This window comes from Cyanobacterium sp. HL-69, assembly GCA_002813895.1.
GTDB lineage: Bacteria > Cyanobacteriota > Cyanobacteriia > Cyanobacteriales > Cyanobacteriaceae > Cyanobacterium.
Genome location: CP024912.1, coordinates 2,454,944 through 2,477,393, shown reverse-complemented (window position 1 = coordinate 2,477,393; position 22,450 = coordinate 2,454,944). Strand labels below are relative to the sequence as shown.

The following is a 22,450-nucleotide window of genomic DNA, read 5'->3' as shown; positions in this document are numbered from 1 at the left end:
TTATCCTAATAATCCCCCTATGGTTACGGGGGCTAAAATACTTGTACTACCACCAAACGCTGGTACAGCAGTAGAAGATACACCGCCAGTGATAGGGATTAAACCCGTAGCTAAAATCCCTAATCCTATGCTTAGTTGTTGTCCTGCCAACGCAAAAGCAATGTCAGTGGCTATATTTCTAGCCTGTTCAAGAGCAAACTCTTGTCTAAGGGCTAAAATTTCCTCATAAATTTGTTGTAATAATTCCTCTGTATCAGTATTCTTGAAGATTACATAAACTTCAATGGCAACAGGAAAGGTAGTGAGAATTACCCCGTACATATTAAGGTTACAATTCCTCAACTCATCAGGTACAGGGAAAAGCACCACAGTATCCAATCTATACTCAGGGTTTAACTTTAACAATCTATTTTCAGTGTCAATTTCTACCTGAAGATAAAAATCAAGTTCAACCTCATCCGTTAAATCAGGAGCAACCATAAAAATTGCACTACCATCAATAAACAAATCAGTGTTAGCAATGCCATTGTTAGGTGTACCTGAATATATTTGAGCAATAGTCACTGTATTACCTCATTTACCCTACTGGGTAACTCCCTTGTAAATCTATTTTCACCCCTGTAATTCACACACGCTCTCTGATTAAAAGGGGCAAACTTGCCATATACTATATCCCTTATTTCCAGAAACGTCTCTTTAGTGCCGTTATCAGGATTGTCAGGGATATATAAAGTAGCACTGCCTACCCCATTTTGATTGCGTGGTTCTGGATATTGCACCTCAGCTTTTCTTAACCTATCAGGATTACCCCAAAACTTCTCACGACTTCTGCCCGTCACCACCCTTGACAGAAATCTACTAGACAACTCAAAGAATGGTACTCCATTCTCATCCTTATAATGAAATTGTCCTGTGACAAGTGATTCATTATTATCAGTGGTATAAATAAATTTTACCAACTCATATCGTCTAGTACGTCTGGGGGGTAGTTCCATTAGCTAAAATCTTTAAGATATTGTCTAATTTGAGCATCGTTGATAAATTCTGGTACTGTTTCAGCTTTCACAGATAAATCATCAAAGACTGTCCAATCAAAATTTATAAACGGTTCTGGGTATTCCACATCAATTACTTGATTGTTTAGTTGCAGTAATAATCTTCTTTTTCTGCCATTGAAGCTACAGACTGCCGTTCTTCCAAACCTTTCATAATATCCTGTGATCGGAACATAATTACTGATAATAGTTAATATTTCACTGGGTGAAATATCCTCATTAGTGTTGGTGTTAACCCCCTGTAAACGGGGGCGTACTAACCTTGTAATACCACCTAAATCAGTTTTGTAATCACAGAGTATCACTATGGTGCATTAAAGAAATTAGCTACATTAGGGATATTAGTACCTTGATAACCCATACAATTGAAATTAGCCATAATATCTTGTCCACATTGACGTATATCTGCTTCACTATTTGAGGAAACAATCACTTGTTTAGCAATCTTGCCCTCAGTAGTTAGGTTAAATCTTTCCCCTTTAAATCGTCTGGGTTGAATCCCTTGACTACCAGAACAACTCAAGGCTTGAGGTTGGATTCTTAGACAGGCTTGTTGTAAATTGTTTAACGCACCCGTTTCTATGCTAGTCCGTAATAACAAGGTGCTACTACCATCAATGTCATATTCGTAAAATATTGACTCTTTACTTGGTGTTGCTTCTCCAGCCAGTCCAGTGGTAGCATAGCTACCTCCTAAAATAGCAGGGGGTATACTAACCCACCTTTCTCCTCTTAAGGCAACGCATACCACACCAGTATCTCCCAGTAACGTACTAGCAATCGCAGGTACTAAACCTATTGATAATACTGGTACTTCCAACGATTTCCCATCATCAAACGTAACTATTAATTTTCTGGGTTTAAATAATCGAGCTAAACTACAAGGCTGATCTCCATTATTCTCAGGAAAATTAGCACTTACTCGGTCTAACATTGTATCCTGTGCTTTAAAAGTTAGATTGTAACTTTGCCCAAAATCGGTCGTGTAGTTATTTAATAAATAACTTTTTGTGTTTGCCATTACGCATCACCTCCTATGTTTTTATTATTATTTGGTGATTAGGCTTCAGATACCATCGCAACACCAGCACTATCAAGTAATACATCAAATCCTAAAGTGTAGGTTTGTCGGATTTGTTCTACACCAATACCTTGAGGGTTGGCTTTAGATGCTACAAATCTAGCAGGTCTATCCTGTTGAGGGATTTCTAAGTATTTAGTAACCATGCTATTGACTAAGATACGTGCTAATTCTCTGCCATCTCCAGTGGCTGGATCAGCTTCACTAGCAGTTAATCCATCTAAATCGGTTAAAGGAATGGTGATAGAAGTACCATCGGTGCTTAAATTGGGAAACAAATCGGTAGGTAACATATTTTTTACTCATTTTCTATGTGTTGATAAATAACACTATAGCTGAGAATTTTTAATTGTGCAAGTAAATAAAATCAATATTTATACTTATTAAAAAAGTCATAAGACTTTGTTAATTAAGGGTTATAGCTATCTAACTTGTTAATTATAGTTGCATATTCTTCGGGTGTAAATACTTTTAATTTACAGATAAATTTCTTTACATATTCAATATTATAGTAAGTAATACCGCTTAATTTTTTCCTACCAATATGAGGTAATTTATTTTTATTATTCTTAATATAATATGATTTTTCTCCTATGATTCTACTTAATGCTGATGAATTTATTAGCTTCATAATATTAGTAAATAGTAAAAGACCTATATAGTTCTGCAAGTGCGAAATATATTTTTAGCAAAAAATATTTAGAATGTAAAATAATATTTTTTATCTTGTAATAACATAATAGCGGTAATTTGAGCTATTATTAATAATATATAAACAACATAAAAAATAATATTATGGCATTAGAAACTTATTTTGTAAATTATATTACAGATACAGAAGATTTAGTATTTGTAAAAATTAAGTATGATGATAATTCTCCATTAACTCCAAGTCAAAGATTAGCAAGGGGAGGCTTTAGTGCGCAAGATACCCTACAGGGTAGTAATTGTTTATTCGTTTTAAACAGAAAAGATTTAATGCCTAGATATATCGATTTTGTAGAGTCTGGGGGATTTAATCAACCAAATAAACGAGTAAGAGTCTTTTATCGTGATCATGATCGTTGGATAAATGACATTAAAAATAGAAGTAGGCAAGTGGCATCAGCAGACGGTGAAAGGTTAAATTGTAGAGCGGTGGAATTTGTTAGATCATAGATTCCAATCTGCTTTAGTAAACCATTTTTTCTTGTCTCTATCCCACCCTAACTGTACGGCACGATGAGGTCTGAAACTACCCACAAATATATCAAAATTATCATGAAATTTAGCTTGATAATTTTTGATAATCACATTTTGGGTAAGAGCATCTAACCATCCTCTAAATTGCATATAGACAAAATCTTCTACCTGTTGCTGATTCTCATGATTAGTGAATAAAGTAGTCTTATAAATGGGTTTAACACCCTCCTGATAATCAGTGAGAATCATAAAAATATCCACTTGGGCTTTACCTGATCGCCATGTCAATGGTACGGCTGTTTTGATCATTCCAATGGTTAGGTCTGAACGTGGACTAGGTAAAGAAAATTGTCTTGGTTTTCGTTGTTCTTCCCAGTCAAGGTTACGATAAATGACTTGTAATTGGTCAACTTTGTAACCTTCGGTTTGGTCATACATACTAAGGGGAATAGCACACTCATTGGACAATCCCAAGTCAAAATCCTGATTATCCTCAGCTTCTTTTTGGGGTAAGTCACACTTTTTAAAATTGAGATTACCGATATGAATTTTCCCTGAGATGGGAAAACTATTTAGTATCAAATTACGGCGTTGATAATAGTCTGCTATTTCACCAAAATAATCACAACCGATAATCATGATTGGTTTTTCATAATATTGTATTGGAAGTAATGCCACCCCTAGCTTACACGCATTACTAACTATTGTTTCAGGGTCTTCAATATTGAGAGCTTGTCTAACTAATTCCTCTAAATATTGTAGGATTTTATCAATGATAATAATAAAGAAATCATTGGTAGAAACTTCCTCATAATAACAAAACTCTAATTCACCACTATAGAGAGGGTTAGCCAATAAACATCCATATTCCCTAGTGGCTAAACTATTACCAACCTCTGAGGTAAATTCCTTTTCAGGAGATGGTTGTGGTTCTGGTAATACCCTAGGGGGTAACTCAGGATAGATTACCCTCATAACGGGAGGATTATCAGGGTCAAATATTTTAATGGGTGGTAACTTAATCCTAATTCTGGGAGGGCGATCTGGTAACTCAAAACTAGGTGCAGGGGGTGCTACATCTACAGACGGCTTAGAGGTAGCATCATGGGCAGGTTTGGGTACTCCATAATCGTATCCCGTGCCTGTGGGTGCGTTAGCAGGAGGTACTAATAAACCATCTACAAATTGAATAGCTCTTCTGTAACTATTCCATGCGTTACGCCATAATTCGTACGGGGTTCTTGGTATAGGCATTATTATTGTTGTTCTTGTTGATCATCTTGTACTTGCTTGTCACTCATTGCACCAATCAATAATGATAGGTTAGCTAATAGATTATATAATTGAGTGGTAATATTAGGACTATCCTCAGCAACTTTAGGTACGATTAATTGGGCAGGGTTGGCATCACCAATAACTTCTTTTACCCCCACATCCACAGGGATGTATCCTACCCCTGTGGGTACTCCTATGGCTTTAAGTAACTCTAGGGTAGTGTTATAGGTCATCAAATTAAGGGTGTGACTCTCATAAATATTATTACTGAGAGAGGACAACATATAAGAAATCTCAGCCACTAAAGTACCTAATCCCTCAAAAGTACAAAATCCAGTACCATCAGCACTAGGAATTACCCCTGTTCCCATTTCCTGCCAATTTAAACCTTTATCAAGGTCTTCCAATAATGACTCAAGATATTGTGGGATATTTTCACAGAGGATAATATCACCCCGCGCCAAAGTATTAGTCTCAGGGTTATTATCATCAAAATTCTCGTACTTATTACACCGATTTTGATAGGCTATTCCTAACCTATCCTCATTAGCTTCACCCCCAGTCTGTCCTTGGGTGTTGCCACCTTTATTCACTGAGAATTGACCCCTTCCCCACCCTGATGGTAACGTTGCCTCATTGTCTGTGTAGGACACCGCTTTTCTCCTCCTCACACTCATTATCTTACCATCGGGTTTATAGCTGATACCGAGGGCTAAGGCTATTCTATTGGTTAGCCATCCTATATTTGTTACCCGTGGTTCGGGTTCGTATGCTTCTTTATCTTGGTAAGCGAACTCGTCTGCACCTAAACAAGCGTGAATTTCTTGTATTCTAAGACTATCTGATAATTCCATAATGTATTTAATAGTTAGTTCAAATTTAGCGTCCTCAGTTATGGGAATTGTGTATTGTATTGATTCTCCCCCTGATCCTCCCCCCGTAAAGTCAAATCCTTGTAGTTGCTTAAAAGGATTTACCCCTAATTGATTTACAATTAGGGGTAAAGATTTATTAGACTTAATTAATGGTCTAATGTAAGTGTTATATAGTAATACAGGATTTTCATCATTAGTATCTATAATAGGTAAAATGTCAATTTTTTTATCAAAACTAACAATATTTTTTAAAGTATTAATTCTATTATGATAATGTTCTCTAGCTTCTAATAAATCATTCCATAACCATGGGTCATCATCTGGATCATAGTCCAAACTTGCTGGACTGGTACTAACAATTTCAGTAATACGAAAAAGATCATACCGAACTGAAGCTGGTTTCCCTTTTAATGGACTACCATAATTGATGGTAATTTCTCTTTCATAAATTATCGTGTTTCCAGTTGTGAAACTTATTAATAATTTCCCATTGCCAATTGAAGTCCAAGATACAAATCCAGTAGTACCAGGTGCATTTCTTAAACGGTCAAGGTCTTCATCAGAAGGTCTTAATTGTACACCTCCTCCACGCACGGGAATTTCAACAGCGTCAACTATTTCATATCCTGCGCTATATGTAGGATAAGTAACCTCGCCACCCACTTCCCAAAAAAATAGATTATCTGTTACTTTCTGAGGTTGTCTTAATACTGTTGATCCGTCTTGAGAGAGAACAGGATTAGACCCTATCCAAACCTCTAGCCGAGATGTCAGACTATAATTTCCCCCTAATGCTAGACCATAAGGGTATAATCTGTTACTAAGAACAGTTCCTAGTATTTCTGTTACAGGCACTATTACAAAAGCTGGTTGAACAGTATAATTAGTTTCAATTTGAACGCCTTGTAAAATAGATTCGTTTAAAACCCTTAAAGGAGGGTTTCCTAATACTATGTTTTCATTAATACCTTGATTAGATACTTTACTATATTGAGGTTTAGCAAATATTAATAAACCATGAGGAACTTTTCCTACCGCAGTCGAAGGATAGGTTGTAACTCCTGTTTGTCCTCTAGCCACTGCTCTTGTAACACCTATATTACCTTGACCAGCGCTAAAATCTTCTAAAGCTCCATGAGTTGGTGGGGTAATATTTTGATATTCCGAACCATAAACATTATCTATATTGCTATTCCATTGGAACGGAATATAATTATTGTAATCAGCATCTCCTAAATCTATTTGAATATCAACACCGCTCGTGACCACTGAATATTTACAGCAAGTAAAATGTAGATGTATTTCTTGACCATTACACGGATAAATCCTATGATGTCTTTTTATTAAAAAAGGCTTAGTATCATAGGTACAATCATGAGCAATATCCCCTGCAAAATATAACCAAGTTATTACTAATTTTTTATCATTTTCGTTAGGTAATGTTACTGTAGTATTAACAGCCGTGTTCTCACAAGGAATTGAGTATCGTTCATATTCTTCTCCTGTGTTGGGATCGGAAAATGTATTGGCATAACTATAAGGTAACAAATCTTGAAATAAATGTTCTGAAAAATTTACCGCCCATGAATAATTGGCTATTACAGCACGTTCAATTACAATATAGCCTACATTATAAATCCAGATAAGGTCATGACACATATCAGGATCAAAATACCATAATATTTTTTTATTTTCAGGAACTTCAGATAATGCAATCATCTATTTATTATTTTTGTTAATTGCCCTCTGTTTATTGAGGATTTGACGATCACGTTTTCTGCCCGTGATGGAGTAGGGATGAATACGGTAAAAGTAGAGAGGAATATTAATCTTGTGGGGTTGAACATCCCGTAACAACCTTAGACATAGCTCATAATCCATTGTGGTATCAAAGGTGGGGTCAATACCACCTACGGCATCATATAATGCCATGGAGTATTGATGATAGTGAAATACTATATTATCTTTCAGTAAAGTATCATAGGAGTAGGGTTTGGTGTTCCTAATGCCTATGACGGGTACTGCATTGCCCCTGACACAATAAAAGTCAGTATAGATAAATGGTACATCTTTATCACACTCTAATAAACAATGAGGATGCAGAGTATCATCATCATCTAACCATCCTACTGTATCGGTTGTAACAAGTGAATGAGCTATCCTGAGAGCATGGTTTCTGCCTACATCACCAGCATGGTGGAAGACGGTTTGGGGTACTAACTTCTTAACAAAGTCTTTGACAGGTTCATAGGCATGATCATCCCCATCAATGACAATTATCCATTCATGGGGTTGTTTGAGTTGGCTATTCACACTCTTAGCACACTCCATCAAGTACCGTGGTCTATCCTTTGACGTGGTGATTAGGCTAACCATTAGCTACCCCCACCGCCTGAGCCACCGCCTGAGCCAGAATCAGGAACATAACCTAATTTACCTTGCCAGTCTGTAACTATAATCACGTAATTAATTACTGCTCTAATATCGGAAGTAATTGTGTTAAATATGTTCATCTGAAAAGGAATAATCATATCAGGAACAGTGCTATCCACAATTAAATTAAAAGTTTGAGAATTACCGCTACTGGGGAACGGTAATATATTCAAACCTCCCAAACTTTGACTTCCTTGGCTGTAATCAACAAACTCATTAAAGACATACAGTTCGTCAAATGACTCATCGTCATTTTTCTGGAAATTAATCCCACCATCATAGCCACCTGCATCGTTTTCACTAATAACAGTAATAAACAATTCTTGATCGCTAGAGCCACCGATTGAGGCTTGTAAAATAGTAAAATCACCTTGAAGATTGACTACATCACCTTGAATAGTGGTTACATCCCCTTGGAGGGTAGTGACATCATCTTTTACTGTGGTCAATTCTGTTTCCACATCATCAACCAACCCGTTATAGTTGGCACACAACAAGGAGTCATTAGGGTAGTTTGGTTGACCCACTGTAGCAGGTACATCGTTAATGCCTGTGAGGATGGGTATTTTTCTAGGTTGTAAATCTGCCATAATTAGTTACTCAATTGATTATTATTTGATATTTGATTATTATTTGATAACGCTACACCGCTTGTTACAGGTGATATTGACTCAGCTACCATGCTGGTTTTAGTAGGATCATAAACAGTGCTAAAAGCAAAGCTGTAATTCAATCGCACTCTATCTACTCCTATCCCTTGGGGGTTTGACTTGGTAGCCGTTGCTAATGGGCTATTTACCCATCTTTGCCATAGGGTAGCAATCAATGAAAATGCTATTTCCTGTCCAGTGCTTACATTTTGTTGCACTAAATCTGCAATGGGAATTATCAAATTATCCGCCACTACCGTCATATTTGGGAACAATTCTGAAGGTTTCACATTATTAAACTCCATTTACTAATTGACTATCGTTATCTAGTTGGTTCTCATTACTTAAAAAGAGATTAGTAATATCTGTATTACTATCTATTCCCTCACCATTGGTTAGCTGACTATCATTGTTTAACTGATTACTATTACTTAGTGGATTAGGGGGTGTGCCACTTGTGTCAGGTGATAATTGACCCCCAATACTACCGACTAAATCGTTAGTCATCAAGTAATATTGATAGTCAAAATCAAGCCTGACCAGCCCATCTAACCTTCCTTCTTCACTATTACCCCTTACTACAGGTAATATTGCGATCGCCCTAAATCTTTCCTGTACGTTCACAGAGAGAACCCTTTGACAAGCGTACAGCAAGTAAGATTCAAGATTAGGTAAGTTATCCCCACCGTCATCCATGGGGGCTATTTTTACCATACTGGGGGGTGACACAGGAAAATCAGGAACATAGCTTGAAGACTGTTTGGGGATAATCGCCTCAAGAATATTTAAGCCACGGGTTAAGGTTTGTAATTCTCCATAAAATAAAGCAAACCTAAGTGTAATCTGCTGTGTCAAGTCATCCCGACTTGTTGCAATATTAAATCCTAGCTGAAATATATCCCTTAAGTTAGTTTCAGGGGATGATAGATACTCCGCCCTCAGCATAGCCCATGAGAACACTATGGCACGTTCGTATGAATCAATGCCGATGTTGTCCAGATAACTACGTGAGGGCTTATCTACCATGTTTTTTTTAGTGTTCAGTCTCAATCATTATATCGCTATAATACGATAAAAGGATTATGAACATTGAGTTTATTGTTTTGTTAGCTGTGGGGGGGTTTTATTTAGCTCTAGCTTTTGATGTTGCGCTGGCAAAACTAGAGTTAGCACAGCAATTGACAAGGGATTTGGTAATTGGATATTTGGGCTATTTGACCCACGCTGTAAAAACCTTAATTGATGAGAGAAAATGATTCTAAACAACCTTCAAAATGTTCCCATCACAGAGCTTTCTAAAGAAGAATCTTTAGAGCTTCAACGCTTGTTAAATAATCACGGATACGGACTTGATATTGATGGCATTGTAGGATCAAAAACCATAGGAGCGTTTAACGACTTCAAAAGAGTTAATCACCTTGCTTATCCGAATATTCTTGGTAAAACTACCCTTGATAAATTACAGGAAAAGCCCCCAAAACAACAGGGAAAAATTCACGACTTTAGTAATCGCCAAGGGGTAATTGATGCCATTATCTGGGAATGTAATCAGCATAAATTGCCCCTCAAAAGTCAACACGCTTACGTAATAGCCACAACGCAGTGGGAAACCGATCACACTTTTAAGCCTGTGCGTGAGGCTTTTAGATTAAGTGAGGATTGGCGCCGTAGAAATTTACGGTATTATCCCTATTACGGTAGAGGTTACGTTCAGTTAACTTGGAAGACAAATTACGACCGCTACAGCAAAATTCTGGGGGTAAATTTTGTTAATAATCCAGACTTAGTGATGGAGACAAACGTTAGTTTGTTTATCCTGTGTCACGGTTTCAAACACGGCACTTTTACAGGGCGTAAACTTGAAGATTATGTGACCAACAATAAAAAAGATTATATCAACGCCCGTAGGGTTATTAACGGCACGGATAAGGCGAGGGAAATTGCCAGATTAGCTAGTCAGTGGGAGCAAAGGATATAAAGTAATAACGGCATTAATCACCGCTTGGCAACTAATACCGCTATTACTCTTATAGAAGGGTTAACCCCTCTATTTTAACAAATTTATTACAGAATTCATATTATTATAATCATGTGTGTCAAGTGATTATATTAGCTATCAATCAAGTCCTTCAAATCTCTGATCAACTGGGTTGCAGAATTGCTTTTATATCCCTTTTCCCTTGCCTCAACTTTTGCCAAAATCTCTATCAAAGAATCTTTTACATTCTCTGTGTCACGTGATTTAGTCTTGTTGCCCCCATTATCTATTTGCTTGGCATAATTTAAAATCTGATCCGCCAAGGCAATGGGTACTCGGATAGTCTGTGTTTTTCCATGTTTCCATTTGGGGGCAAACTTCTTTAGGTTTTTTAAACTCTCAGGATTTATATTCATATCATGTGTGTCAAGTGAGTGTGTTAATTTATTCAGCTGTAACTCCACATTGTAGGCTACCTTTTGCCACTTGTGTCAAGTGATAATAGGCATTAAAAAAGCTAGGTTAAACTCCTAGCTTATTGTAAAATAGTGAATGTACAGGCTTATGTGGAAGTCTCCAGTTTTGGGGGCTTTATTTTTTGCCGTTGCCTTGATAGCCGTACTTCTCTAAGATAGTACGCTGATCCGATTCAATCTCAGTCGTTTTGTCTTTTAATGCCCATGCTGGAATGGATGCTATTAAGGTGGGATCTACGGTGGTTTGTTGCTTAATAATTTTTGATTTTAAGTGTGCCATAATCTTCTGTGACAAGTGAAATTAGGTACTAAAAAAGCTAGGGGTTAACCTAGCTTAGTAAGTGCGATAATTGAAACCCTAAAGGGTCACGCTGGGGAAAAGGAAGCGGGTCAAGGCTAAAAGTAAAGCGATGATAATGCCACCGCCTACGGTACGGGCAATAAATTCTAAGTTCATCAACCTTTTATCTAAACCCTCAAATTTATCATCCAATTTACTTTGAACAGTTTTTAATTCTCCTTCAACCCTTGTCATCCTGTCTGATAAGCTATCAACTTTGTTTTCTAAGTTATCAAACTTGTTTTCAAATTTTTGATCTAACTTATCAATCTTTGACTCCAAACGAGCCAAGATGTCAGCAATATCAACTTCTATGTTTTGATTCATAGTTAAAAAGCTAGGGGTTTTCCCCTAGCATAATTGTTTTACCAGTTTATTTGTTGAGTAGCGTTATCTACCGCACCAGACTTATCAGGAACTTGAATAACTCCCAAATAAAGGAACAAGTACCCTGTTAACAATCCGAGGAAAAATTGTTTAAACATTTCCCCTCCTAATCCAGATATTCTGCTTTTGCTTTTACCCGAATGACTTTACAAACATCTTCGTTTAAATCGTTTGTGTCAAGCCATTTTAAGGCTTCTTCTTTTGTCTCAAAAGTGCCAACATAGTCAGCCATGTAAGATTGTCCTAGTTTGATGATATACATAATTTTCTCCAAGAGTTAAGCCCCCAATTCGGAGGCTGTTGTTTTTATTTCAATAAGTTATGTAGCATTTGTTCAATCGGATCGGGCTTGACCTCAATGGTTGCAGACTGCTGTTTAATAAAAACGTGTTTTACTGCATCCATTGCCTGATCGCCTGATATTTTCCCGGACTTGTACATGGCTAAAACTGACTTGAGATAGTCTTTTTCAGACTGTTTTAACTCCCTTCGGTCTTCGTAATCATCAAATATTTCTTGGGCTTTGGTAAGACCTTCGGCTATGGTAGGAAGTGCCTTAAATAGACCTGTGATTAAGGTAATTTCATTCATATTTGGTTATCATGGTTCTTAAGTTAATTAGTGAAATTAATTAATCCCTTCTGAGACTGCAATCTCAGGGGGGTTTTTGCGTTGGTAGGGATTGAGTTTAGTTTTGTTCTGGGGGGTATCTCGCCCCCGCTCTTTCTTTTTCCAACTTAAATACATTCTATAATATTATTATAGAATTGTCAACTATCTACTAGACACGTAAGCAACAGAAGAATCAAAAATTTCTTCCAAGTCAATATTAAGAATATCCAGTAAACACATAAGTTTCTCCCCACTAATAACGTCTATTTGACCATAAACAATTTTATTCATATAACCGTAAGATATTGCACCATCAGTTAATTCCGATAGTTTTTTGACTGAGATCTCAGTTTGTTTGACTTTTTCTCTCAATATAGTTTTAGCCCTTTCGTCAAGTCTGAAAGACTCAATATGTTTGAGTGAAATCATTCTTAGTTTTCCATTGACAAGTATATTCATTTTGTATAATATTACTATAGAAAGTTTATCGTAGAACTTTTACTTAAGTAGGCGATGGGAGTCGCCTACACTCACAAAATTAGTTTGATAACTTAATTATATCAACATGACAAATAAGAAAACATGGTTATTAACAGTCGCCCTTAACTTCACCTATGAGATGGAGATAGAGTGCGATGAGGACACAGCAGATCTAATTGTGGAATATCCTTCAAAGAAAAATACGCTACCCCCTGAGATTCTGGAAAAGATAGAACAGGCAGGAGATTACGGCAAATTGGTTGATGATTACGCCGAGGTCGTGGAAATAGAAGACGCTGACTGCTGGAGGTGTGTGTGATGGTGAACTTTATTGCAATCTCAGAGAAAAGCGTAATCAACCTAGACCACGTTACAGCCATCAACGCCTACTCAGAAAAAAGCGATATTGAGGTTTTCCTTCTTAATGGAAGTAGCTTAACTTTTGAAGAGGATACCGCTGGTCAATTCCTTTGGAACTTTGACGAATCCTTTTTTGAGAACGCCCCCAAATTGAAAGAAATCAGAGACAGTTTCACCCCTGACTTTCTTTTGGAAGTCAAGCTCCGATTAGGTGAAGACGATCTAGAAATTGAAGTGCTAGACCAAGTAATCAATAACAATCAAATTCTGGGTTTAGCCGTAGAAAACCGTAGCCTAAAAATCATCATGGGAGATTACAACACCCTTAGAATCAATCACCCCGGAGTTATTTGGCAATTCCTAGATAACTTTCACCCTGATTCTTTACCCGAAGCTGTCAAATCTTACTACGACGAACTGGGTAAAACTTTTGAAAACCTAGAAGAAGATTGCTCACCTTATTAAAAAGGGAAAACCCCTACGTAGCTGGTAGGGGCTTTTTTGTTCAGAGATTCGGAATAAGAAAACCCCTGATCAGCAAATTAAACAATTTAGACGTAGGAATAACCCCCCAAAAATAAGATTATTCCAATAATAAAAGCTCTGTTTTATTACTATGATTATAACACAAAATACCGACAAAAGAACAGCATTACTAGATACATTTTCTTGGTTAGAACTTGCTCACAGTGAAGAAATTATCCATAGTTCCAAGAAATACTTAAAACAGTTTGAAGTAGAAAAAGAACAACAATTTTCTACTATTACTTTTAACTATACTGATACTAAGAGAGTACAGCGATATTGGTTTGGAGATAGCAAAAATAAAGCCTGTCCACCACAACACTTTAACAATGGGGAATGGGTGAACGGTGTCGGTGTCACAAGTGAATGGCTACCCTATCACCATGCAGACATTAGTTATGGTCAAGGTAAAATAGCCTTACTCCATGAAGGAGAAAAACCTACCGAATACGCCCGTAGTTTTGGGTTAATTTCTTTTTGTTTTGCTGGTGCTAAAAGTCAGGATATTGATTTTATTAAACAGAATTTGTCATGGCTCAAACGTAACGGATTAAAAGGAGCGATTTATGTTGCTGACACGGACAAAGCTGGTGAGAAAAAAGCAGACAAATTAAGAAAGGCGGCCGCCCAGATTAATTTTCCTTTGTTGTGTGTTCCTACCTCTCTTTTCCTCTATATCTGTAACAAAGGGGATGATTTTGAACAGATTGCTAAGGATTTAAACCACCGCTATCGGTTGTTTGAAGACCCTACCCAACAAGCAAAAACCTACCTTGAGGGAATTATTGAGAATAACTTAGAGGAATTGGTTAATGAGGAAATCAGCAAACTTGAGCAAATCAAAATCTCCATTGATGAAGCCAAGGAACAATTAGAGGAATTGTTCAAATCTGAGATGGACGAAGCTGATTTAATTATTAGGTCACAGAAAATTTATACGAGGTTAGAAACACCCATGGGCAAATCAGACTGGAAAAAACTAAACGACTCCCTACGCAGAACCTTTAAAAAGGAAAGGGCAAAACTTGACTTACAGCTGTACCTTCAAACTGAGGATATGTTTGAGAGAATTGCTCTTAAACAAAAAATACAGTCAACCTACGGTTACGCCAATTCAGACTTTTACGCCTTGGTGAATCATGTTGAACAATTAGAGAAAACCCCTAAAAAGCAACTCTGGACGATCGCCGATTTAGTTCAAGCCTCAGCTGAAAGAGAGAACTGGTTAGTACCTTCGTTCTTACCTCAAGGGGAACTATTATTAATCTCAGCTTTATCAAAGGTTGGTAAATCCCTTTTAGCCACCGAGGTAGCCAACGCCGTGTTACGGGGCGGTAAATTCCTTGATGAGGATGTGGCAAAAGGCAAAGTATTGTATTGCTTCTCTGATGAATCCTCAAGGGATTTTGGGGGGCGTGTGATGAATCTTGGCTTAGACTTACCCCAAGTTTTGCCCGAACAGGAAAACTTAATGGGCTTGAGCTATTTTGATATTCGTAACCTCAAGCAACTTGAAACTTACTTAGAGGATTTTCGCCCTCAGCTGGTGGTATTAGATTCTCTGACAAGTATTAGTTTTGGGGTGAGGGAATCGGAAAATGATGCAGAATTTAGCCGTAATATTTACCGCCTCAAGGATTTATTGCAAAAGTATAATTGTTCAGGGATTTTGATTCACCACAACAATAAACAAGGGGGAATTAGTGGTAGTGAGAGAATTCGCGCCGCCTGTTGGGGTACTGCTCAATTAGAAATGGCAAACGGCACGTTAGTTGATGAAGACGAAGAAACAGGCATGGAGTCCACGGTATTCTCTGAGGATTACCGCTTTTTGAAACTTAACAACACCCGTTCTACCGAGTCAGCAACCTATAAACTCTTACTCAATCCTAGTCAAGAATGGATTACCAAAGGGATTTACGAATACTGCGGTGAGACGAGCGACCCCACAGGGGAAAAAAGAGAAGCCGCCGATAAAATTTACCGCCACTTACTTAAGTCTGGATTACCCCTTGAACCAATGGAGATTAACCAAACTTTGGGGCTAACAAAACCAACTTTGTATCGTGCCTTAGATAAATTATCACGGAACGGAAAAGTATCTAAAAGGCGATCTCAATCCAATTCTAAAGCATGGGTTTATCAAGCTACAGATAAAAAAGATTTGCAACAAGGTTTCCCCAGTGAAAATTCTAATTTTGTCTCTCTCTCAGATTTGAAAAAATTACAGGGCCCCCCCCATGAGACTAAAGGAAAAAGTGAAACTGTGACCGCTGAAACTATTGCCAATAGTAACTTACAGGATAGTCTCACGATAGTCTCACCCCAGTCTCACCATGAGACTAACCAAGACCATGAGACTACCCATGAGACTAAGATGAGACTAACGGAAACCATTGATAATAAAGGGATTCAAGAATCAAATATTTCTCAGTCTCACAGTCTCACGACCCCCCCCCTAAAAAAATAGAAAATGGGAATGACTCAAAAACAGAAATTCAGCAGGAGACAGCTTATTGCGAAGAATTATCGCTTATAGGGGTAAGAGTGAAAAACATAAAATCAGGAATTTTGGGGAAAATTGTTTCTGAGCCAAAACAAATAGGTTTAGGTTTTACCGTTAAGGTTCAGTGGGTTGGAGTGCCTTATGACGATTCTCTTGGTGGTTACTGGTTAGATATTTTGGTTAGTGAGCAAGTTGACCTACAGGCATGGCAGGAGGCACGGTTAAATGGGTAAACGAGCAAAAAAAGGATCAGTGGTCATTGATAGTAGAAATGGGATGTTGCGGCTCAGGTTGCCCCGTACCCTGTTTGATGGAAAGCAAAAATACATCAGCTTGGGGCTACCTGATACTGCCGTTAATCGTAAGATTGCTGAGGCAAAGGTAGGGGAGATTAACATTGATATTTTGCTTAATCAGTTTGATTTTAGTTTTGACAAGTATCTTATTCAATCTATGCCTACTAAGGATTTCATTGATTTGATTGCTCTTTATGATCAATACATGGCTTTTAAGTCTAAGCACTTAACCAAAGGCAGTATGAAAAACTACACCACGGTTAAGCATAAGTTAGAAACGATGCCCTCTGGAGTGATTGAGAAGCCATCTAATATCAAGGCTTGGTTATTGGAACACAATAGCCAAGAACAGGCAAGGAGAGTTTTAGTTAATCTGTCTGGTTGTTTAGATTGGGCGGTAGAAAATGAGCTTATAGGAGATAACCCTTTTAAGCGACTTAAGAAGATTAAGGCGGTGAAAAATCACACCATTGACCCGTTTTCTGTGGAAGAAAGAGACTTGATTATTGAATGTTTTAATCAGTCTGAATATTTTGCTTACTATAGCAATTTTGTTAGGTTTCTTTTTTTTACTGGTTGTCGTCCATCGGAAGCGATCGCCCTTGAGTGGAAAAATGTTAACCGAGATTATATTTTTTTTACCGAGGCTATTGTGGAAAGGGAGTGGCAAAACCATACTAAAACCCGTAAATCTCGCAAGTTTCCGATTAATGAGCAGTTGAGCAATATTTTAAATGAGGTTGATCAAGAATCGGATTTTGTTTTTGTGGCAAAAGAAGGGGGCGTAATTGATTTACACAATTTTACCAATAGGGCATGGAGAAATACCCTTAAAGGGCAAAACATTCGTTATCGCCCCCCCTATAATTGTCGTCATACGTTTATTACTCTTTGTCTTGATGCTGGTGTACCGATTCAACAGGTAGCCAATTGGGTGGGTAATTCCCCTGCGGTAATTCTCAAGCATTATGCAGGATTGACCAGAAGCAATGTACCTTTAATTTAATGACTAAAAGTTATTGTGTCATCAATCGGTCATCAATTCCAATTTTGCAAACGGTAGAATCTTGATTTTCCGTGTAGGAATTGAAGTTATCAATTGGTCATCAAAAACGCTTAATTTCCTGATTTTGTAGTGGTTTCAGCAAATTTTGCTCACCATGACCCTAGGACTCTCTGACCTCTGGTAACGCAAAAAATAAAATGCCGGGAGGCGGAATTGAACCGCCGACACGAGGATTTTCAGTCCTGCGAAATCAACCTAAAAACAAGGCTCTTTCAGCCCGTCGCCTTCTAGTTAATCCTACTAAAATCTGATTACCTGCGCGATTCCATCTTAGTAACTGATCGGCGGCGCCTTGGTAGTCACTTCGATTCAATAACCTCAGTAAAGTTGAGCTTTTAAAAGCCCCAGTACCAACATTAAAAGCGAAGCTCACAAGGGCAGAAAATTGATTATTGTTTATTGTTACTTTTACGGCTTGGTCAACCACTTTGGCAAATGGCTTTACGGTAGCCAAAAATAACTGATCAGCCTCTTGCTGAGTAATTTTATCGCCTTGTCTTACCCTCCGTCCGTCTGGGTAAAAAGTTGAGCCGTAACCGATCGTCCATACTCCAGCGGGGCATAAATAGGCATTTAGCCTTAACCCCTCAAATTCTTTAATTAAATTTAATCCCCTTTGATTAACTTGCCTAAATTGCTTGGTTTGATTAGCATATCGATTAAGCCACGTTAAAGTCGTTTCGCCTATCAAGTCAGGGTGAGTAAGTTTATGTTTTCGTTTAAAGTCATTAAATGCTTTGGTTGTAAGAGGGCCTATTATGCCGTCAACATCTAACTGATACCCACATTTATTTAATAAGGATTGTAATTCCCTAACTTGTGCCGTGGATAAATTCTTAATATTGGTTGTTACTAATTTATTTAAACTCATTTTCTTGCGTCTCCTAATGCCCTTATTAAATATCCTAAATATCCTGAAATTAATATCTTTAATAACTCAGATAATAAAACCAATACCTCTTGAGACTTATTGAAAAGAGCTAACACTATAAATCCTATTAATCCCATAATAATAATAGTCTCAATACTTACTGGTTCTCTTCTCATTTTGGTATATTTTTTTCTATTGCTTTTAACCGAGCATTAAGGTTTTTTATTCTGTCATCAAGAGGAAAATAATAGCCTTCAAATAATTCTTTTACCCAGTGTTTCAAATCTTTTTCTCTTTGTATGGCTCTATTATCAGATTCTTCAATAGTCTTAGATAAATGGTTGCGTAAATTTTGTTGCAGCTTCATGATAGCGGTTACTGTTGTTGAAGTTGTGGTTACTAAAGCTATTGCAATTGTTGCCACCAAAGCCCATTTTTCTAAACTCATCTTATCTAATTATCTAATTAATTACCAATGGCAAATTCGTTTCCTATTAAGGTCATATTGCCAATTAAACTAGGAGGAATCCATTCAAAAACCTTTACAATCCATGTATTATTATTTCGCCTATTACTATTGTTTTTAACAGCAATATATCTAGGCAGGTTTAATAGTAAATTTTGAGGGGTAATTATTTGAGATTTGGGGCTTGAGTATAAAGTTTTAATTTCCGAAAAAAACTTCATATCGTAATTAATGGCTATCAATCCATTAAAAGCATAAACACTAAAAGATTCGCTAGAAATTTCATGATCTAATCGAATAATACTACTGGTAATTGGTTGAGATAATTGCCACGAATTTGAATCAGCCCGTAACGAAGAATTTAAAACCCACACTAATCCCACTCATCCTCTAAATCTACCAATTCTTCATACTCACCCCCAAAAAGATAGTCATTTAATTCCTCTTGGGTAGCCGTGCGAAAAATTCCTTTTTCAGCGTCCATCACATAATCAACCTGATACCCCACCTTGGCTGATTGTATTTTCCAGTCTGGGGGTGGGGTGGCTAGAGCAATATCAAATTCGGGATCTCCGGGTAAGATTAATCTAGCCATAAAAATTACAGCAACCAGTCTCCATCAAGACCTTCTGCACTATAACCTTTTCTAACAGCATCCTCGATCGCCGCTTGAGTTGGGGGAATGAAAGTGCTAAAAGAACCCGAAGCCTCTTTAATATTTGCTCGGGGAGGTTTGGGAAAACTACCCCAAACTAATCTAGCTGGGTTGGTTGGACGCTCGGCACCTAGGGCGATCGCCTTAGCCGCATCTGCAGAAGCAATGTTCCAGGCATAATCATAGCCATAAGGTGTCGGCACGGCAACAGTTACAGCCCTTCCGCTGGTACGAATACCTTGAGTTCTATTGTTATCGGATAACTGCCACCCTGCGGAGGCTAAGCTTTTCCTACGGGCAGGGGCGTAAAAACTAGATACTATACCAGTCGCCTCGGTTTTTCTAGCAATGCCGGGCTTCGGAGAGTTCGCGCCATAGAAAACCCCTGCCACACCATCAGCCAAGGCGATGCCGTGAGAACCTTTAAGCGCATTAAATTTTTTTTCGTTTTGTAGCCATCCATAGTTTAAGCCCCCTGTCATATTGACATAAACTTTAACTTGTGGCCCTCTAAATTTTGCCATTATTTATTTACCTCTAAATGTGATTTAATTTAATTGGTTGGTCCCTAAAAATAATTAGTTAGTACCAATTACTTGGTTAATACCTAAAGGAATTTGATAGGTAGCCACTTGGGTAACTTCTACAAACCCTTCCTCGGAGGGAATCCCAAAACTGAAGTTAGGGAAGCTGGTTAATTCTTCATCGGGGGTAGTGGCGATCGCATCGTTGGCGGCGATTTGAGCTTCCCCTGCTAATTTTCTTAATTTGTACATAAACTCAAGTACCCCAGCATCGGTTAAACCTGCGTTGGTATCTTTGGTTAGTTTTTTAATATCAAGAGATACGGTATCACCCGCAAAAGTGAAAACGGCTTCACCAATATTTGGATCGGCGATCGCAGCGTCGTTTAGTTGCTCATAGGTCAAGTCAGTTACTGTAGCCATAGGTTTATTCTTAGTAAATTTGTATTAAGGTAATTCTGTTATAACCCATGACGCTGAAAGTAACAACCTGTAAAGCTTTGCGGTTTCGTGTCCACTATCAAACCTTTAAGGGTCGATTTTATGGAAATTAGCACGAAAAAAAAATAATTCTTTACAAAAATCCTGTAAAATCTTCGGGTGGCTCGTCGCGCCATAGCTCCAAACGAGTCCTAACCATCTCTCTATTTTGTCCATCAATAAGGGTATAATCATCCCTCCCTACGGTGGGTTTTCTTATTAGCATCACGGCATGGGTGGGGTAAACCACGGTGGGCTTTTTCCTGCGCTTGAGATTTTGCACTTCAGGGGTAGAAACGGTGACTTGGATTAAAGATTTGGTGCTGAGGTTTGCTAATTCAATTAAAGTTTGCTTGGCTTCGTTGGCACTTGCACCCCATACGCTCATTTGGCGACGGTCTTCAAATACCCCACGAGCTAAATAATTTCCCCATGTAAATTTCCTAACTCTTGATTTTAGGTCATTCCATCCTATCCCTGGCTTAACATTCGGGATGGCAATTTGAACTCGCTTGATTTGTTTTCCGTTATCCTCTACGAAGGGGGGCTTTTCTTTTCCTCTAAATTCCAATGTTAATTTACGCCCTTGGGGCTTGAGGGTGTACCAATCATCATAAGTATTACCTACAACTACTCCAATATCTCGATCTGAGATTAATTCATGGTTGCCTAGATAGGTATTTAATTGATTTTCAACATTTTCTTGAGTATCTTCCAAAATGATCGACTCATCAGATTCTCGATCTGGGAATACCTCAAGGGTTCTCACAGGCTCGGAAAAACTATCAGTAGCTAATCTTTGAGCCTCAAAGAAATCATCCAAAGTGAAAGAAACCACGTAACCCACATCGAGAATAGCATCAAAAAAGCCATCTAATGCTCCTTCGGTAAAATTCCTTAAACCTTCATTGTCGATCGCCTCTATTCTTTCCTCTACTTTTTGGGCAATGATCCATGGTTTTTTGTTCTCGGTTTGCCTCCCTTGGGTAGCACGACGCGCCCATAAGTAAGAACCAAGCAAAGCAGATCTGAGGCTGGTGCTGGTTGAAATGCTTAACGCCCCTGCTAATTGTCCTCTTAATTCGTCGCCGCCCTCCTCTGCCAAGGCAAGAGCCACTTTACCTGCTAAGACGGGAAATTTTACGCTCAAAGCTCCTCCAATAGCAATGCTAGAAAGCCATACTGAGCTACTCCCTAATAGCTGTCCTATTTGATTAAGAATTAAGTTATTGTTCGATCTGATCTCTTGTTCAATTTGTTCGTCGGTTTGGTTCCAATCAAAATAGGCTATTTCGTAACTTATTTCTATTATTAATTCCCATAACCCAGAAAATGACCATTGAATAAAACTAAAAGCCTGTTTAAGCAACCAAGAGCCAAATTTTAGGAAGCCGTTAAAAAATTTACCTAATTTTCCATCTTGATTTGACTCACCGATCGCCCCTGAGTTGTCAAAAATGCGATCGCCTATAAAATTCCTAGTAATATCACTGAGTAACTCAGAGCGAGAAATAACAACAGGATTAAGATTCATTAGACATTAGTACCATTAATAGTGTCCACAGCGAGGGGCATTTCCCCGATAACAGTAATACCAGCGGTGATTTTAGGGGGGGTAGTATTCTGCACCGAACCATAAAAAGGCGAAGAAAAACTATTAAGGCGATTAGTGGTACGGGTCAAATTAAAATCAACCTGAGTATCATAAAAAACCTTCATTAGCTTATAGGCAAACTCAATAATTCCCATATCCGTTAGACCGCCATAAGTGTCCCCAGTGATCGCCCCTACGTTGAGAGTAACATTATCACCATCAAAGCTAAAAACTTCACTGCCAAAAACTTGATTAACCCGTTGAAAAGTAAGATCCATAATTC

General features: G+C 37.9%; 34 protein-coding genes. 8 read left to right on the top strand and 26 right to left on the bottom strand.

Going from position 1 to position 22,450, the window contains the following annotated elements:
* Genes AA637_RS11405 through AA637_RS11385 form a run of 5 tightly spaced genes read right to left on the bottom strand, consistent with a single transcriptional unit; the run spans position 1 to position 2,429 of the window.
* Entirely contained in the window at positions 1-564 is a 564-nt protein-coding gene (locus AA637_RS11405; RefSeq protein ID WP_446682865.1) for a hypothetical protein, read from the bottom strand.
* Positions 561-995, bottom strand: a complete 435-nt coding sequence (locus AA637_RS11400; protein ID WP_446682864.1) for a hypothetical protein — start codon at positions 993-995, stop codon at positions 561-563. The genes AA637_RS11405 and AA637_RS11400 overlap by 4 nt, the downstream gene beginning before the upstream one ends.
* The gene (locus AA637_RS11395) at positions 995-1,360 is read right to left on the bottom strand and encodes a hypothetical protein (protein WP_446682863.1); all 366 of its coding nucleotides are present in this window, start codon (positions 1,358-1,360) and stop codon (positions 995-997) included. The genes AA637_RS11400 and AA637_RS11395 overlap by 1 nt, the downstream gene beginning before the upstream one ends.
* Positions 1,360-2,076, bottom strand: coding sequence for a hypothetical protein (locus tag AA637_RS11390; protein ID WP_446682862.1), 717 nt, complete (start codon positions 2,074-2,076; stop codon positions 1,360-1,362). Before AA637_RS11390 ends, AA637_RS11395 begins: the two co-directional genes overlap by 1 nt.
* Before the next feature lie 38 nt (positions 2,077-2,114).
* Positions 2,115-2,429: a hypothetical protein gene (locus AA637_RS11385; protein ID WP_446682861.1), complete on the bottom strand. Its 315-nt coding sequence runs from the start codon at positions 2,427-2,429 to the stop codon at positions 2,115-2,117.
* Positions 2,430-2,931: 502 nt separating this feature from the next.
* On the opposite strand from AA637_RS11385, the gene AA637_RS11380 reads away from it, so the two are divergent.
* Positions 2,932-3,294, top strand: a complete 363-nt coding sequence (locus AA637_RS11380; RefSeq protein ID WP_446682860.1) for a hypothetical protein — start codon at positions 2,932-2,934, stop codon at positions 3,292-3,294.
* Here AA637_RS11380 and AA637_RS11375 read toward each other — a convergent pair.
* Genes AA637_RS11375 through AA637_RS11350 form a run of 6 tightly spaced genes read right to left on the bottom strand, consistent with a single transcriptional unit; the run spans position 3,289 to position 9,577 of the window.
* Positions 3,289-4,572, bottom strand: coding sequence for a hypothetical protein (locus AA637_RS11375; protein WP_446682859.1), 1,284 nt, complete (start codon positions 4,570-4,572; stop codon positions 3,289-3,291). The genes AA637_RS11380 and AA637_RS11375 overlap by 6 nt on opposite strands.
* Before the next feature lie 2 nt (positions 4,573-4,574).
* A complete protein-coding gene (locus AA637_RS11370; protein WP_446682858.1) occupies positions 4,575-7,187 on the bottom strand; it encodes a hypothetical protein in 2,613 nt (870 codons plus the stop codon).
* A complete protein-coding gene (locus tag AA637_RS11365; RefSeq protein ID WP_446682857.1) occupies positions 7,188-7,844 on the bottom strand; it encodes a glycosyltransferase in 657 nt (218 codons plus the stop codon).
* On the bottom strand, positions 7,844-8,491 hold the full coding sequence (locus AA637_RS11360; protein WP_446682856.1) for a hypothetical protein: 648 nt from the start codon (positions 8,489-8,491) through the stop codon (positions 7,844-7,846). The genes AA637_RS11365 and AA637_RS11360 overlap by 1 nt, the downstream gene beginning before the upstream one ends.
* 2 nt (positions 8,492-8,493) lie before the next feature.
* Complete coding sequence (locus AA637_RS11355; protein WP_446682855.1) at positions 8,494-8,856, bottom strand: hypothetical protein; 363 nt, start codon at positions 8,854-8,856, stop codon at positions 8,494-8,496.
* Positions 8,846-9,577, bottom strand: a complete 732-nt coding sequence (locus AA637_RS11350; RefSeq protein ID WP_446682854.1) for a hypothetical protein — start codon at positions 9,575-9,577, stop codon at positions 8,846-8,848. The genes AA637_RS11355 and AA637_RS11350 overlap by 11 nt, the downstream gene beginning before the upstream one ends.
* A gap of 56 nt (positions 9,578-9,633) precedes the next feature.
* Between AA637_RS11350 and AA637_RS11345 the strand changes: the two genes are divergently transcribed.
* Positions 9,634-9,807: a hypothetical protein gene (locus tag AA637_RS11345; RefSeq protein ID WP_446682853.1), complete on the top strand. Its 174-nt coding sequence runs from the start codon at positions 9,634-9,636 to the stop codon at positions 9,805-9,807.
* Entirely contained in the window at positions 9,804-10,529 is a 726-nt protein-coding gene (locus AA637_RS11340; protein ID WP_446682852.1) for a glycoside hydrolase family 19 protein, read from the top strand. The genes AA637_RS11345 and AA637_RS11340 overlap by 4 nt, the downstream gene beginning before the upstream one ends.
* Before the next feature lie 131 nt (positions 10,530-10,660).
* Here AA637_RS11340 and AA637_RS11335 read toward each other — a convergent pair whose 3' ends face one another.
* The 6 genes from AA637_RS11335 to AA637_RS11310 all read right to left on the bottom strand — a co-directional run bounded on the left by AA637_RS11335 (position 10,661) and on the right by AA637_RS11310 (position 12,803).
* Entirely contained in the window at positions 10,661-10,945 is a 285-nt protein-coding gene (locus AA637_RS11335) for a hypothetical protein (protein ID WP_446682851.1), read from the bottom strand.
* A gap of 175 nt (positions 10,946-11,120) precedes the next feature.
* On the bottom strand, positions 11,121-11,285 hold the full coding sequence (locus AA637_RS11330) for a hypothetical protein (RefSeq protein WP_446682850.1): 165 nt from the start codon (positions 11,283-11,285) through the stop codon (positions 11,121-11,123).
* A 78-nt stretch (positions 11,286-11,363) separates the two neighbouring features.
* On the bottom strand, positions 11,364-11,672 hold the full coding sequence (locus tag AA637_RS11325) for a hypothetical protein (protein ID WP_446682849.1): 309 nt from the start codon (positions 11,670-11,672) through the stop codon (positions 11,364-11,366).
* Between the two features lie 166 nt (positions 11,673-11,838).
* Positions 11,839-11,964: a hypothetical protein gene (locus AA637_RS11320; RefSeq protein WP_446682848.1), complete on the bottom strand. Its 126-nt coding sequence runs from the start codon at positions 11,962-11,964 to the stop codon at positions 11,839-11,841.
* A gap of 74 nt (positions 11,965-12,038) precedes the next feature.
* Entirely contained in the window at positions 12,039-12,323 is a 285-nt protein-coding gene (locus tag AA637_RS11315; protein WP_446682847.1) for a hypothetical protein, read from the bottom strand.
* Positions 12,324-12,506: 183 nt separating this feature from the next.
* On the bottom strand, positions 12,507-12,803 hold the full coding sequence (locus AA637_RS11310) for a helix-turn-helix domain-containing protein (RefSeq protein WP_446682846.1): 297 nt from the start codon (positions 12,801-12,803) through the stop codon (positions 12,507-12,509).
* Positions 12,804-12,909: 106 nt separating this feature from the next.
* Here AA637_RS11310 and AA637_RS11305 point away from each other — a divergent pair, with 106 nt between their 5' ends.
* From AA637_RS11305 to AA637_RS11285, 5 genes are all read left to right on the top strand, one after another.
* The gene (locus AA637_RS11305) at positions 12,910-13,143 is read left to right on the top strand and encodes a hypothetical protein (RefSeq protein ID WP_446682845.1); all 234 of its coding nucleotides are present in this window, start codon (positions 12,910-12,912) and stop codon (positions 13,141-13,143) included.
* Positions 13,143-13,649 carry a hypothetical protein gene (locus AA637_RS11300; RefSeq protein ID WP_446682844.1) on the top strand — a complete coding sequence of 169 codons (507 nt, stop codon included), beginning with the start codon at positions 13,143-13,145 and terminating at the stop codon, positions 13,647-13,649. Before AA637_RS11305 ends, AA637_RS11300 begins: the two co-directional genes overlap by 1 nt.
* Before the next feature lie 151 nt (positions 13,650-13,800).
* Entirely contained in the window at positions 13,801-16,179 is a 2,379-nt protein-coding gene (locus AA637_RS11295) for an AAA family ATPase (RefSeq protein ID WP_446682843.1), read from the top strand.
* 77 nt (positions 16,180-16,256) lie between these two features.
* Positions 16,257-16,448, top strand: coding sequence for a hypothetical protein (locus AA637_RS11290; protein WP_446682842.1), 192 nt, complete (start codon positions 16,257-16,259; stop codon positions 16,446-16,448).
* Positions 16,441-17,517: a tyrosine-type recombinase/integrase gene (locus AA637_RS11285; RefSeq protein WP_446682841.1), complete on the top strand. Its 1,077-nt coding sequence runs from the start codon at positions 16,441-16,443 to the stop codon at positions 17,515-17,517. Before AA637_RS11290 ends, AA637_RS11285 begins: the two co-directional genes overlap by 8 nt.
* A 250-nt stretch (positions 17,518-17,767) precedes the next feature.
* On the opposite strand, the gene AA637_RS11280 is transcribed toward AA637_RS11285, so the two are convergent.
* From AA637_RS11280 to AA637_RS11240, 9 genes are all read right to left on the bottom strand, one after another.
* The gene (locus AA637_RS11280; RefSeq protein WP_446682840.1) at positions 17,768-18,448 is read right to left on the bottom strand and encodes a glycoside hydrolase family protein; all 681 of its coding nucleotides are present in this window, start codon (positions 18,446-18,448) and stop codon (positions 17,768-17,770) included.
* Positions 18,445-18,624, bottom strand: a complete 180-nt coding sequence (locus AA637_RS11275) for a hypothetical protein (RefSeq protein WP_446682839.1) — start codon at positions 18,622-18,624, stop codon at positions 18,445-18,447. Before AA637_RS11275 ends, AA637_RS11280 begins: the two co-directional genes overlap by 4 nt.
* Positions 18,621-18,896 (bottom strand): hypothetical protein, encoded by a 276-nt coding sequence (locus tag AA637_RS11270; RefSeq protein ID WP_446682838.1) that lies wholly within the window; start codon positions 18,894-18,896, stop codon positions 18,621-18,623. The genes AA637_RS11275 and AA637_RS11270 overlap by 4 nt, the downstream gene beginning before the upstream one ends.
* Positions 18,897-18,913: 17 nt before the next feature.
* Positions 18,914-19,297 (bottom strand): hypothetical protein, encoded by a 384-nt coding sequence (locus AA637_RS11265; RefSeq protein ID WP_446682837.1) that lies wholly within the window; start codon positions 19,295-19,297, stop codon positions 18,914-18,916.
* Positions 19,288-19,509 carry a hypothetical protein gene (locus AA637_RS11260; RefSeq protein ID WP_446682836.1) on the bottom strand — a complete coding sequence of 74 codons (222 nt, stop codon included), beginning with the start codon at positions 19,507-19,509 and terminating at the stop codon, positions 19,288-19,290. The genes AA637_RS11265 and AA637_RS11260 overlap by 10 nt, the downstream gene beginning before the upstream one ends.
* Before the next feature lie 5 nt (positions 19,510-19,514).
* Positions 19,515-20,093 carry a hypothetical protein gene (locus AA637_RS11255; protein WP_446682835.1) on the bottom strand — a complete coding sequence of 193 codons (579 nt, stop codon included), beginning with the start codon at positions 20,091-20,093 and terminating at the stop codon, positions 19,515-19,517.
* A 54-nt stretch (positions 20,094-20,147) separates the two neighbouring features.
* Positions 20,148-20,516, bottom strand: coding sequence for a hypothetical protein (locus AA637_RS11250; RefSeq protein ID WP_446682834.1), 369 nt, complete (start codon positions 20,514-20,516; stop codon positions 20,148-20,150).
* Positions 20,517-20,667: 151 nt separating this feature from the next.
* Positions 20,668-22,107: a hypothetical protein gene (locus AA637_RS11245; protein WP_446682833.1), complete on the bottom strand. Its 1,440-nt coding sequence runs from the start codon at positions 22,105-22,107 to the stop codon at positions 20,668-20,670.
* Entirely contained in the window at positions 22,107-22,445 is a 339-nt protein-coding gene (locus AA637_RS11240) for a hypothetical protein (protein ID WP_446682832.1), read from the bottom strand. The genes AA637_RS11245 and AA637_RS11240 overlap by 1 nt, the downstream gene beginning before the upstream one ends.
* Between the last annotated feature and the right edge of the window lie 5 nt (positions 22,446-22,450).